The 11,632-nt window shown below is 71.9% G+C and carries 11 protein-coding genes and 3 tRNA genes; 7 read left to right on the forward strand and 7 right to left on the reverse strand.

Annotated elements, in window-relative coordinates:
- Window positions 1-75 precede the first annotated feature (75 nt).
- A complete protein-coding gene (locus BLS95_RS52345) occupies window positions 76-1,470 on the forward strand; it encodes an LVIVD repeat-containing protein (protein WP_090947114.1) in 1,395 nt (464 codons plus the stop codon).
- Between the two features lie 15 nt (window positions 1,471-1,485).
- On the opposite strand, the gene BLS95_RS52350 is transcribed toward BLS95_RS52345, so the two are convergent.
- The 4 genes from BLS95_RS52350 to BLS95_RS52365 all read right to left on the reverse strand — a co-directional run bounded on the left by BLS95_RS52350 (window position 1,486) and on the right by BLS95_RS52365 (window position 5,021).
- The gene (locus BLS95_RS52350) at window positions 1,486-1,998 is read right to left on the reverse strand and encodes a hypothetical protein (RefSeq protein ID WP_143044293.1); all 513 of its coding nucleotides are present in this window, start codon (window positions 1,996-1,998) and stop codon (window positions 1,486-1,488) included.
- Between the two features lie 298 nt (window positions 1,999-2,296).
- Window positions 2,297-3,127: an aminotransferase class IV gene (locus BLS95_RS52355; RefSeq protein ID WP_176993896.1), complete on the reverse strand. Its 831-nt coding sequence runs from the start codon at window positions 3,125-3,127 to the stop codon at window positions 2,297-2,299.
- On the reverse strand, window positions 3,124-4,137 hold the full coding sequence (locus tag BLS95_RS52360; RefSeq protein WP_090947116.1) for a chorismate-binding protein: 1,014 nt from the start codon (window positions 4,135-4,137) through the stop codon (window positions 3,124-3,126). Before BLS95_RS52360 ends, BLS95_RS52355 begins: the two co-directional genes overlap by 4 nt.
- Entirely contained in the window at window positions 4,104-5,021 is a 918-nt protein-coding gene (locus tag BLS95_RS52365) for a LysR family transcriptional regulator (protein ID WP_176993897.1), read from the reverse strand. The genes BLS95_RS52360 and BLS95_RS52365 overlap by 34 nt, the downstream gene beginning before the upstream one ends.
- A 58-nt stretch (window positions 5,022-5,079) precedes the next feature.
- Between BLS95_RS52365 and BLS95_RS52370 the strand changes: the two genes are divergently transcribed.
- A complete protein-coding gene (locus BLS95_RS52370; protein WP_245765812.1) occupies window positions 5,080-6,507 on the forward strand; it encodes a Rid family hydrolase in 1,428 nt (475 codons plus the stop codon).
- On the opposite strand, the gene hutH is transcribed toward BLS95_RS52370, so the two are convergent.
- The 3 genes from hutH to BLS95_RS52385 all read right to left on the reverse strand — a co-directional run bounded on the left by hutH (window position 6,504) and on the right by BLS95_RS52385 (window position 9,426).
- On the reverse strand, window positions 6,504-8,054 hold the full coding sequence (hutH, locus tag BLS95_RS52375) for a histidine ammonia-lyase (protein WP_090947118.1): 1,551 nt from the start codon (window positions 8,052-8,054) through the stop codon (window positions 6,504-6,506). The genes BLS95_RS52370 and hutH overlap by 4 nt on opposite strands.
- Before the next feature lie 16 nt (window positions 8,055-8,070).
- Window positions 8,071-8,778, reverse strand: a complete 708-nt coding sequence (locus tag BLS95_RS52380) for an ArsR/SmtB family transcription factor (RefSeq protein ID WP_090947119.1) — start codon at window positions 8,776-8,778, stop codon at window positions 8,071-8,073.
- Window positions 8,779-8,871: 93 nt separating this feature from the next.
- Window positions 8,872-9,426: a hemerythrin domain-containing protein gene (locus BLS95_RS52385; protein WP_245765813.1), complete on the reverse strand. Its 555-nt coding sequence runs from the start codon at window positions 9,424-9,426 to the stop codon at window positions 8,872-8,874.
- A 182-nt stretch (window positions 9,427-9,608) separates the two neighbouring features.
- On the opposite strand from BLS95_RS52385, the gene BLS95_RS52390 reads away from it, so the two are divergent.
- From BLS95_RS52390 to BLS95_RS52410, 5 genes are all read left to right on the forward strand, one after another.
- Window positions 9,609-10,331 carry an SDR family NAD(P)-dependent oxidoreductase gene (locus tag BLS95_RS52390; protein ID WP_090947121.1) on the forward strand — a complete coding sequence of 241 codons (723 nt, stop codon included), beginning with the start codon at window positions 9,609-9,611 and terminating at the stop codon, window positions 10,329-10,331.
- An 81-nt stretch (window positions 10,332-10,412) separates the two neighbouring features.
- A tRNA-Gly gene (locus BLS95_RS52395) sits at window positions 10,413-10,484 on the forward strand.
- Window positions 10,485-10,499: 15 nt separating this feature from the next.
- Window positions 10,500-10,570: transfer RNA gene (locus BLS95_RS52400), tRNA-Cys, on the forward strand.
- 6 nt (window positions 10,571-10,576) lie between these two features.
- Window positions 10,577-10,651: transfer RNA gene (locus BLS95_RS52405), tRNA-Val, on the forward strand.
- Window positions 10,652-10,931: 280 nt separating this feature from the next.
- Window positions 10,932-11,363 carry a nuclear transport factor 2 family protein gene (locus tag BLS95_RS52410; protein WP_090947122.1) on the forward strand — a complete coding sequence of 144 codons (432 nt, stop codon included), beginning with the start codon at window positions 10,932-10,934 and terminating at the stop codon, window positions 11,361-11,363.
- The last annotated feature ends 269 nt before the right edge of the window (window positions 11,364-11,632 follow it).

The raw sequence follows: 11,632 nt of genomic DNA on the forward strand, positions 1-11,632 counted from the left end.
TGATGAAGACCGTACACATGCGCGAACCCACTGGCATAGCTTCCATAGTGAGCTACGAGACAAAGGGGATGCGCGTTGATCTCTGCCAAGGTGCGCGGAGCGTTACTGTGTACGGTGCTGTTACTGGTCTCGGCGTGCGGAGCGGGCGCGCAGCCGGCCTCCGAGACCTCGGCGCCCACCGCCGGACCGCAGGAGACCAGCCCCTCTCCCAGCACGCCGGCCGCGATCCCCTCCGGTGAGGTGATGACGAGCGACAATGTCAGGCTCGTCGCCAACATGCCGAAGGTCGCCCCGCTCGACAAGGAGGGCGACTTCAACACCGACCTGGCCTTCCAGGGCGACTACGCGTACGTGGGCAACTTCGGCGGGTTCGCGATCTACGACATCAGCGAACCGACCAAGCCCGAGCTCGTGAGCCAGGTTTCCTGCCCGGCGCAGCAGAACGACGTCACCATCTACGACGACCTGCTGATCCTGTCGATCGACCAGCCAAGCGGCGGCGAGGAGTGCGACTCGGACCCGGACGGGCGGGCCTGGGAGGGCCTGCGGCTCTTCGACGTCAGCGACAAGAAGAGCCCCAAGTACGTCGGCGCGGTCGCCACCGACTGCGGCTCGCACACGCACACGATGGTCCCCGACGGCGACCGCCTGTACGTGTACGTCTCCTCGCCCGGCCCGGAACCGGGTTCGGAGACCTGCCCGCCGCCCCACGAACTCATCCAGATCGTAGAAGTCCCGCTCAAGTCGCCCGAGTCAGCAAAAATCGTGGCTAAGCCGGATATCTTCCCGGAGCGCCAGAGCTCCGACTTCGCCTCCGGCTGCCACGACATCACCGCCTACCCGGAGAAGAAGCTGGCCGCGGCCGCCTGCTTCGGTGACGGCGTGCTGCTGGACATCTCCGACCCGGTCGCGCCCAAGGTGCTGCAGCAGATCACCGACAAGGAGAACTTCCAGATCTGGCACTCGGCGACGTTCAACAACGACGCCACCAAGGTCGTGTTCGGCGACGAGCTGGGCGGCGGCGGCCAGCCCACCTGCGACCACAACACCCCGGTCACCAAGGGCGCGAACGCCGTCTACGACCTGGTGAACAACCGGCTGGAGCGGCGCAGCTACTTCAAGATCCCCAGGGAGCAGCAGCCGAACGAGAACTGCGTGGCCCACAACGGCTCCCTCCTCCCGGTACCGGGCAAGGACATCATGGTCCAGGCGTGGTACCAGGGCGGCGTGTCGATCTGGGACTTCACCGACTCGGCCAGCCCCAAGGAGATCGGCTACTTCGAGCGCGGGCCGTTCCCCGGGGGCGGGGGCATCGCCGGAGCCTGGTCGGCCTACTACTACAACGGCTACATCTACTCCAGCGACATACAGGAGGGCCTGGACGTCATCGAGATCAACGACCCGCTCACCGATCCGGCCAAGCAGGTCAAGATGGATGACTTCAACGTACAGACCCAGAAGTCGTACTGAGCCTCTGCCCGTGCTTCATGGGGGCCAGCAGCGTGCCGACCGCGCCGCCGCGACCGCGATGGCGGCGCCGTCGAGCGGCACCACCTCGGGCCCGATGCCGGCCCAGGGCCATTCCACGGTGAGCAGGAACTTCTGCGGCGGCGGCAGCGGAAACAGCCACAGCGGCATCTGGTAAAGGGTGTATGACGCGTCGCCGCGCACTCCTCCTGGAAACCAGGACAGGCTCGGCGGCGCGCAGTGGTGGTCCATGTCGGAGGCCACCTCGCGGCCGTCCGGATAGCGCAGCGTGATGTGCAGCGAGGTGCCCTCCTCGCCGGAGAAGGCCGCGTCGAGCTGCAGTGCCAACCCTCTGGGGGCGGCGGCGTTGCGGGCCACGACGTCCATGTTGAGCAGGCAGCCGGAGTCGTAGACCTGGATCATCGGCAGCAGGACGGCCAGGGCCGGCGTGCGCGCCAGCACCCGCTCCACGGAGACGATCGCGCCCATCGTCGAGATCGGCGGTGCCGGAATGCCACCATCAGCACTCATCTGGGCTCACCCTGCGTCGGAGGCGATCCTGCGCAAATCGTAGCGCCGCAGAGTCAGACCCGAAACCCACGCACAACCCGAAACCCGACCGGGTCACGCTGCCGAGCCGGTGGGAGCGGTCCCACAGAATGCGGCACCCGGACGGGGAGCAGCCCCACCGAGCGCGGCGCCCGGACCGACAGCGGCTCCACTCCAGCGCGGCGCCCGGACCGAGACGGCCCCACCGTGTGTGGTGTCCGAGGCGGGAGCGGTGCCGCCGGGGGCGGCCCCACCGGGTGGGGTGGGGCCGAGCGGGGGGTCAGGGGTTGAGGTCGGCGGCGGAGCGCTCGGCGAAGACGCGCATGGCCTTGGCGGTGATCGGGCCGGGCGCGATCGGCAGCTCCGTGTCGTCGACCCGCGCGATCGGCTGGATGTCGCGCGTGGTCGAGGTCAGGAACGCCTCCTCGGCCTCGTAGAGGGCCGACAGGGGCACGTCGGCCTCCTCGCCGCCGCACCACTCGAGCACCAGCGCCCGCGTGACGCCGGCCAGGCAGCCGGACTCCAGGGGCGGCGTGAGCAGCCGCCCGCCGCGGACGATGAAGATGTTGGAGCCGGTGCCCTCGCACAGGTTGCCCGCGAGGTTGCCGAAGATGGCCTCCCCGCCGCCGCGCCGCTTGGCGTGCAGCAGCGCCTTGGCGTTGTCGCCGTAGGAGGTGCTCTTCACCCCGGACAGCGCGCCGCGCTCGTTGCGCGGCCAGGGGACGACGGCGACGCTCGCCGTGGCGGGGAACGGCTTCTGCTCGTCCACGATCACCACGGACGTGGTCCCCTGGTCGCCCCGGTCGGAGCCGAGCGGGCCAGGACCGCTGGTGTAGGTGACCCGGATGCGGCCGAGCGCCCAGGCCGGCGCGGCCTCCAGGCACTTCGCGATGCCGTCGGCGATGGCCTCGACGTCCGGTTCGGGCAGGTCCATGCGCTGGGCGGAGAGCGTGAGCCGATCGAGGTGCCTGGTGAGCGCGAACGACTCACCGTTCACGATCTTGATGGTCTCGAAGACGCCGTCGCCGACCATCAGGCCGTGGTCGAACACCGAGACAGTGGCCTGTGCGGGGTCGATCAGCTCCCCGTTGACCCAGACCGGGATGTTCATTCAGTTCCTCCTGTGGATGCCAGTGCTATGAGCCTGGCTGCCTTGAGCTCGGTCTCGAGCCATTCGCGTCCGGGGTCACTGCCCCAGGTGATGCCCGCTCCCGTGCCGAACCGGATCTCGCCTTCCGAGATCCAGAATGTTCTGATGCCGACGGCCAGCGCCGCCCTGCCTCGGTCGGCGTCTACCCAGCCCACGGCCCCACAGTACGGGCCGCGGGGTGTTGGTTCGAGCTCATTGATGATCCTCAGTGCCGACGACTTGGGCGCGCCCGTGACGGACCCCGGCGGGAACGTGGCCGCGAACAACTCCGGCCACCCCGTCCCCGGCTCCAACCGGGCCCGTACGGTCGAGACGAGGTGAACGAGCCCGGGATGCTCCTCGACCGCGCACAGCGCCGGGACCTCGACCGAGCCGACCGCCGCGACCCTGCCGAGGTCGTTGCGGACCAGGTCGACGATCATGACGTTCTCGGCGTAGTCCTTCTCCAGCAGGTCGGCTTCGGTCGCGCCGGTGCCCTTGATGGGCCGGGACTCCACGACGTCACCGGTGCGCGACAGGTAGAGCTCCGGCGAGGCGGACACCACGCTGAGCCCGGGCACCCGGATGACGGCCGCGTAAGGAGCGGGGTTTCCGGCGGCCAGGCGGGTGGCCAGCGCGAGCGGGTCGGCGTCCGGCGGGACGGGAGCCGTCAAAATCCGGCAAAGATTCGCCTGATAGACCTCGCCCCGCTCGATGTGGTCCCGGATCGCCCGCACGCCGCGCTCGTAGGCGGGCCGGTCGAGCGAGCTGTGCCACTGGTCGGGACGCGGCCCGTGCCAGGGCTTCGCCGCCGCGGGCAGGGGTGCGCGGCGCACCCGGTCGAACCGGGCGCACGTCACCTTGCCCTCGTAGTCCACGACGACCGCCCACCAGCCCTCGCCGTCGAGCGCGGCCAGGTCGGACGTCACGTCGCGCAACTCGGTCGCCAGCATGTTGCCTAAGTGGGCGAAACCGTCGTACACGCCTTCCATTCTCCCAGCATTCCGACCAGCTCCAGCGCGGCGGGCAGCGGCGCCTCGGGCAGGGCCGCGTACACCCGCCGCACGGGGACCATCCCGCGCAACGGCCGCAGCACCAACCCCGGCGGTACGGCCCGCGCCGCCAGCTCCGGCACCAGCGTCACCCCCAGCCCGGCGGCGACGAACCCGAACTTGCCCGTCCACTCGGCCACCCGCAGCCCGGTACGCGGCGTGAAGCCGGCCGCCGCGCACGCGGTCACCAGCAGGGTCGGCTGGCCGCGCGGCGCCGCCTCGATCCAGCTCTCCCCGGCCAGGTCCCGCAGGTCCACGTCGTCGGCCGCGGCCAGCCGGTGATCGCCGGGCAGCGCGACCAGCAGCCGGTCGGCCAGCAGCGGCACCGTACGGGCGCCCTCGGCAGGCAGCCCGGCCGGGTAGTCGCTGATCACGGCCACGTCCAGGGCGCCCGCGCGCAACCGGTCCATCAGGGCCCCGCTAAGCCCTTCGACCACCCGCAGCCCGACGTCCGGACGGCGGGCGGCGAACCGTCTGAGCGTACCGGGCACCAGGTCCACGTTGGCGGTGGCGAACGAGCCCACCCGCAACGTCCCGCCCCGGCCGCCGTGGATGGCGGCCAGCTCCTCCCCGGCGCGTTCGAGCCGATCGAGCACGGCCACGGCGTGCCGGTGCAGCGCGGCGCCCGCGGGGGTCAGGCGCACGCCCCGGGCCAGGCGTTCGAAGAGCGGCCCGCCGGCGGCGCGCTCCAGCGCGGCGACGCGGCGGGAGACCGCCGACTGGGTGTATCCGAGCAGCTCGGCGGCGGCGGTGAACGAGCCGCCGCGGGCGACCTCGTCGAAGAGCCGCAGCGTCGCGGTGTCCAAGGCATTCGTGTCAAGCATGGCTGATATGCAATCTAGTCGCTGGTGGAATACCTCGCATCCCTGTTCACTGAGGCAGGTGATTGCATTTCTCGGACAGGGGCGCATGGGCGTCCCGATGGCCCGGCGTCTCGTGGCGGCCGGGCACCAGGTGAGAACGTGGCGGCGGGGCACGGGGGTGACCGCCGCCACGGCGGTGGACGGGGCTGAGCTGGTCATCACGATGCTCAGCGACCCGGCGGCGGTGCTCGAGGTGCTGACGGCCGCCCTGCCAGGGCTGGCACCGGGCACGACGGTGGTGGAGATGTCCACGATCGGCCCCGAGGCGGTGCGCGAGCTGCGCGGGCTGCTGCCCCCGTCGGTGGCGCTGGTGGACGCGCCGGTCCTGGGCAGCGTGGGTCCCGCCACCGACGGCACCTTGACCCTGCTGGTTGGCGGGCTTGCAGGCGGACTGACCGGTGGGCCGGCCGGGGCATCGGAGGCGGGGCTGGGTGACGATGAGGCGGCCCGGTGCCGGGAGGTGCTGTCGGTGTTCGGGTCGGTGGTGGAGCTCGGCCCGCTGGGCTCCGGCGCGGCGATGAAGATCGCCGTCATGAGTGCGCTCGTGCCCGCTCAGGTGCTGCTGGCCGAGACCCTCGCGTACGCCGCCGCGCACGGCGTGGACCGCGACGCGCTGATCGACGTGCTGTCCCGCACCCCGCTGGGCCCGCTGGCGGAACGGCTGCGCGTGCCCTCCCCCGAGACCCGCTACTCGCTCGCCCACGCGCTCAAGGACCTGGAGCTGGCCACCTGGAACGGCGTCCCGCCGACCGCCTCGACCATCGGGACCGCCCGGTCCGTGCTGCGCGAGGCGCAGGCGGCCGGACTGGGCGAACGCGACCTGACGGCCATCGCCGGGCACGTCGCCGCCACGGCCCCCGGCGAACCCGACACCGCCAAGACCGCACCCGCCCACGCCACCGGGTCCGCTCCCGCCACCGGGTCCGCTCCCGCCACCGGGTCGGCCACCGCCACCGGATCCGCTACCACCGCCGGATCCGCCGCTACGACCGGGCCAGCCGCCGCGACTGGGTCAGGCGCCGCGACCGGGTCAGGCGCCGCGCCGGTGTCCCGGGCGGTGCCGCTCAACCTGGCGGCGATCCCGGCCACGAACGGCGCGTACTCGCACGCCGTTCGCGTGGGTGACATGCTCTACATCTCCGGCCAGGCCGCGTTCGACGAGCGGGGCGACGTGGTCGGGGAAGGGTCGATGGCGGCCCAGGCCGAGCACGTCTTCCAGGTCATCTCACGCATCCTGGCCGATCAGGGCGCGACGTTCGGGGATGTCGCGTTCATCAGGACGTACCTGACGGACATGGATGATCGGCTGGAATACGGCAAGGTGCGCAGGAAGTACATCACCGGTACACCTCCGGCCAGCACCACCGTGGAGGTGTCGAGGCTGTTCATGCCGGGGTTGCTGCTGGAGGTGGACCTGATCGTCGCGCTGCCGTCCCCGGGACGCTAGGCGAGCGCGCCCGTGACCGACTCCGCCGCGGCCACCACCCCGCCCTCGGCGACCAGGCGCACGGCGGCGTCGATCTCGGGCGCCAGGAACCGGTCGGGGCCGGGGGCGGGCACGGTCTCGCGCAGCGCCGTGACCACGGCCGCCGTGGCGGGCGCGGGCTCCAGCGGGGCGCGCAGGTCGAGCGCGCGGGCGGCGGTCAGCACCTCGACGGCCAGCACCCTGGTCAGCCCGTCCACGGAACGGCGCAGCTTGCGGGCGGCCGACCAGCCCATGGAGACGTGGTCCTCCTGCATGGCCGAGCTGGGGATGGAGTCCACGCTGGCGGGCACGGCCAGGCGCTTGAGCTCGGAGACGATGGCGGCCTGGGTGTACTGGGCGATCATGTGGCCGGAGTCCACGCCGGGGTCGTGCGCCAGGAACGCGGGCAGCCCGTGGTTGCGGGCCACGTCCAGGAAGCGGTCGGTACGGCGCTCCGACATCGAGGCCAGGTCGGCGGCCACGACGGCGAGGAAGTCCAGGACGTAGGCGACGGGCGCGCCGTGGAAGTTGCCGTTGGACTCCACCCGGCCGTCGGCCAGCACCGCCGGGTTGTCGATGGCGCTGGCCAGCTCCCAGCCGGCCACCGTGGCCGCGTGCGCGATCGTGTCGCGGGCGGCGCCGGCGACCTGGGGGGCGCAGCGCAGGGAGTAGGCGTCCTGGACGCGGGCGCAGTTCTCGGGGTCGCGATGGCTGGCCATGATGCCGGAATTTTGCAGAATTTTCGTCATATTGGCGGCTGACAACGCCTGGCCCGGGTGCGGCCGGAGCGCCTGCAGCTCCGGGGCGAACACCCGGTCGGTGCCCAGCAGCGCCTCCACGCTCATCGCGGCGCTCACGTCCGCGGTCCTGACGAGCCTGGTGAGGTCGTCGATGGCGAGGATGAGCATGCCCAGCATGCCGTCCGTGCCGTTGATCAGCGCCAGGCCCTCCTTGGCGGCCAGCTCGACCGGCTCGATCCTGGCCTGCTTGAGCGCCTCGGCGGCCGACTGCACGTCTCCGGACTTGTCCCGTACGACGCCCTCGCCCATCAGCGTCAGCGCGACGTGGGCCAGCGGCGCCAGGTCGCCCGAGCAGCCGAGGCTGCCGTACTCGTGCACGATCGGCGTGATCTCCGCGCTGATCAGGGCCGCCAGGGTCTTGGCCGTGGTCGGCCTGATGCCGGTGTGACCGGTGGCCAGCGTGTGCAGGCGCAGCAGCATGAGCGCGCGTACGACCTCGGTCTCGACCTCGGGGCCGTTGCCCGCCGCGTGGGAGCGTACGAGGGAGCGCTGGAGCTGGGCGCGCAGCGCGGGGTCGATGTGCCGGGTGGCCAGCGCCCCGAACCCGGTGGAGATGCCGTAGGCGGGCGTGGGGCTCTCGGCCAGCTCGTCCACCCGCTGGCGGGCGGCCGCGATGGCGGCCATCGCGTCGTCGGTGAGCTGTACGGGGGCGCCGTACCGGGCCACCCTGATGACGTCGTCGAAGGTCAGGGGCTCCGGGCCGACGTTCACGACTCCGTTGTCGCGCATGATGTCTCTCTCGCTGCTAGGTAACCGGCGTATGTGATGTTAGCTCCTTACCGGGCAGAAGTTCCGCCAGCCCCCGCCTGCCCTCATCGGTGAGAACCACCGCCCGTGGCGTCGTCCCGCGCCGGTACCAGCCCCGCTCCAGCAACACGGTGGTGATCGCCGCCCCGAGCGCGCCGCCGAGGTGCGACCTGCGCTCCGTCCAGTCCAGGCACTCGGGCGCGAACCGCCTCCTGGCCCGGCGCGCGTCCGGCACGTCCACGCCCAGCCTGGTCAGCAGCCGCTCCCCCGTCTCCGTCAGGTCGTGCGCCGCGTAGTGGCCACCCTCCTTGAGCCGGTCGAGCAGGCTCACCCCGGCCCGTCCTGCCAGGTGGTCGTAGCAGGTGCGGGCCTCCTCCAGCAGCTTGGCCTGGCGGGACTGGCGCAGGGAGCGTACCGGCCGGCGGGCGCTCATCCTTGCCAGCACCTCCAGCACCTCGGCCACCTCGTGCCCGGCCAGCCGGTAGTAACGGTGGCGGCCCTGGCTCACGACGTCCACCAGCCCGCCGCCGAGCAGCCGGGCCAGGTGGGCACTGGCGGTGGCCGCGCTCACGCCGGAGATCCTGGCCAGCTCGCCCGCCGCCAGGGCCCGGCCGCCGAGCAGGGCCGTGAGCATGGCCGCCCGGGTCGGGTCCGCGATGAGCGTGGCGACGGGCGCTATGTCGGCATCATGAGCGATGTACTCCATACTTCGACGTTACGGCGCCGACATTTCGCCCGGCGTCTAAGAGTCGTGCCGCTGCCGCACGCCGCCGTTCCGGGGCCGGTGTCGTGGGTCGCGTTATTGCCGCTTGCCCAGGGCTTTGCGGATCATTTCGCGGGCCCGGTCCATCACCGCGAGCGGCGTGCCCACCAGCACGCTCATGGCGGCGCTCTCCGTGCCGGGGTGCGGGCGGATCGGGGCGAGCGCCTCGGCCGCCCGTACGGCCGCCGCCATGGCCCGGCGCTCGACCACGGAGGTGTTCGCGCGTAGCTGGGCGAACTCGTACCGTTCCTCGCTGCGCGCGTGCTCCGTCACGGCGGTGCGCAACACGGCCAGGCGGTCCCAGAACGCCGGGTCCTCCACCCCGATCCGGTGCAGGCCCAGCAGGAGCCGCTTGGCGCGGTTCTCCTCGTTCAGCCGGTCGTCGACCACGCCCTCGCCGCCGTCGAGCTTCCTGCGCGCGTACGGGTGGACGATCTCCTCCTCGGCCGTCTCGTGCACCGACAACATCCGCGTCAGCCGCTCGAACGCCTCGCCCACCTTGTCCGGCGGCGCCTGCTCCACCTCGTCGAACAGGTCCCTGATCTGGCCGTGCTGGGTCACCAGCACGTCGATCACATCGTTTTCCCCCACGTCCGGGCCCTACCCGAGGCCGGATCCGGCACGCGCGCCCTTACCTAACCAGGGCCGTCCGAGAACGCAACCCGGAGGTGCCCCGCACCGCCCGCCGTGAGTGCGAGACGGCTCCGGACAGGAGTTCAGGGCGTGTGCGGGGCTGTGGTCCGGGTGGGGCGGGGTGGCTAGAGTCGTGGGTCATGACTGTTGCCCTCGTGACCGGCGCGTCGCGCGGCCTCGGGGCCGCGATCGCGCTCAGGCTGGCGGCCGACGGGCTGGCCGTCGCCGTCAACTACCACACCGACGCCGCCGGCGCCGGGCGGGTGGTGGACGCCATCCAGGCGGCGGGCGGGCGCGCCGAGTCGTTCGCGGCCGACGTGACCGACGAGGCCGAGGTGACGGGCCTGGTGGCCGCCGTCGGCGACCGGCTGGGGACGGTTTCGGTGCTGGTGGTCAACGCGACCGGGCCCCAGCCGTCGATCCCCTTACCGGAGCTCAGCTGGGAGGCCCACCTCGATCAGCTCCGCTTTTTCGTCAAGAGCCCGACGCTGTTGGTGCAGGCGGTGCTGCCGGGCATGCGGGAGCGCGGCGGCGGCCGGGTCGTCCAGATCGGCTCCGACATCGTGGACCGCAGGCTGCCCGGCATGTCCGCCTACCTCGCGGCCAAGAGCGCCCAGCACGCCCTGGCGCAGGTGTGGGCGCGGGAGCTCGGCCCGTACGGCATCACGGTCAACGTCGTCGCACCCGGCTGGATCCCGGTGGAGCGGCACGCCGGCCTCGACCGGAGCGACTACCTGAACGAGGTGCCGCTGGGCCGGATGGGCACGCCCGAGGACGTGGCGGCGGCGGTGTCCTACCTCGCTTCGGAGGGCGGCGCGTACGTCACCGGGGAGCGCATCACCGTCAACGGCGGCCATACCTGACCTGGGCGGGCATATTCCAGTTTGGGGACTGGGCCAGGATTCGCTAGAGTTCTCTCGTCGCCCGGCGCAAGTGGGGCGGACGCGGAAGTGGCTCAGTGGTAGAGCATCACCTTGCCAAGGTGAGGGTCGCGGGTTCGAATCCCGTCTTCCGCTCGGAGCTTCCGGCTCGGTGGCGTGGCCGAGAGGCGAGGCAGCGGCCTGCAAAGCCGTCCACACGGGTTCAAATCCCGTCGCCACCTCTGTAAGGACGATTAGCTCAGCGGGAGAGCGCTTCCCTGACACGGAAGAGGTCACTGGTTCAATCCCAGTATCGTCCACCAGTTCGACTCTTTCACGGCCCCGGCTCACCAGCCGGGGCTTTGTGATGTCAGGCCCCGGCGGGGGCTCGGCGGGTCGCACGGATCCCGCTCGACCCGGTGGCAGCAGGGCTCGCCGGCCGAGCGAAGGCCGGGGCTCTGGTGGGCGGCGGCTCTGGCCGAAGGGGCCCTGGTGGGCGGCGGCTCTGGTGGGCAGAGGCTCTGGTCGGCGGGGTTTCTGGTCGGCAGAGCTCTGGTGGGCGGGGCTCTGGTCGGCGGGGGCTCTCAGCGCGACGATCGCCTCATGGACGCGACGGAAATCGCCGACCGCCTTGAGATCACCGACCTGCTGGCCCGCTACACCCGCGCCATCGACTCCGGCCGGTGGGAGCTGCTCGACGTGGTGTTCACCGAGGAGGCGCTGATCGACTACAGCTCCTCCGGCGGTGTCAAGGGCACCCGGGACGACGTCAAGGCTTGGCTGGCCGACGTCCTGCGGCACTGGCCGGCCCGGCTGCATCTGGTCGGGGCCGCCACCATCAACTTCCGCGACGGCGAGGCGCGGGTGAGCGCGCCGTTCACCGACACGCTGGGACCGACCCAGGAGATGGTCAGTGCGAGAACCGAAGGGTTCCTGCACGGCGGCGGCTGGTACCACCATCGCATGCGGCACACCTCCGCCGGCTGGCGCAGCGTCGAACTGGTCGAGGAGCAGAGCTGGCGCACGGTCGGCTGAGCGGCACCGACCCGGCGACCACAGGCGACCACAGGCGGCGGCCACGGGCGACCAGGGGCGACCACGCGCAGCCACGGGCAGCCACGGGCGGCTCCACCACGATCGCCGGGACTCGTGGCCCGACTCATGGCCAGGCTGGAGGCCCGACTCGTGGCCGGACTGAAGGCCAGGCTGGTCGGCCGGGGTGGAGGCCAGGCTGGTCGCCTGGAGTGGAGACCGGGCTGGTCGCCGGGATGGGGGTCGGGGGTTGGGGGCCGGGGTCGGGGTTG

It is taken from the genome of Nonomuraea jiangxiensis, assembly GCF_900099965.1.
Classification (GTDB): Bacteria; Actinomycetota; Actinomycetes; order Streptosporangiales; family Streptosporangiaceae; genus Nonomuraea; species Nonomuraea jiangxiensis.

What these genes read in the sequence shown, in the direction of transcription:
- hutH (WP_090947118.1), bottom strand. Translation starts at nt 8,054, where the DNA reads ATGCGCGACAACGGAGTCGTGAACGTCGGCCCGGAGCCCCTGACCTTC.
- BLS95_RS52365 (WP_176993897.1), bottom strand. Translation starts at nt 5,021, where the DNA reads ATGCTTGACACGAATGCCTTGGACACCGCGACGCTGCGGCTCTTCGAC.
- BLS95_RS52410 (WP_090947122.1), top strand. Translation starts at nt 10,932, where the DNA reads ATGGACGCGACGGAAATCGCCGACCGCCTTGAGATCACCGACCTGCTG.
- BLS95_RS52350 (WP_143044293.1), bottom strand. Translation starts at nt 1,998, where the DNA reads ATGAGTGCTGATGGTGGCATTCCGGCACCGCCGATCTCGACGATGGGC.
- BLS95_RS52355 (WP_176993896.1), bottom strand. Translation starts at nt 3,127, where the DNA reads ATGAACATCCCGGTCTGGGTCAACGGGGAGCTGATCGACCCCGCACAG.
- BLS95_RS52360 (WP_090947116.1), bottom strand. Translation starts at nt 4,137, where the DNA reads ATGGAAGGCGTGTACGACGGTTTCGCCCACTTAGGCAACATGCTGGCG.
- BLS95_RS52390 (WP_090947121.1), top strand. Translation starts at nt 9,609, where the DNA reads ATGACTGTTGCCCTCGTGACCGGCGCGTCGCGCGGCCTCGGGGCCGCG.
- BLS95_RS52380 (WP_090947119.1), bottom strand. Translation starts at nt 8,778, where the DNA reads ATGGAGTACATCGCTCATGATGCCGACATAGCGCCCGTCGCCACGCTC.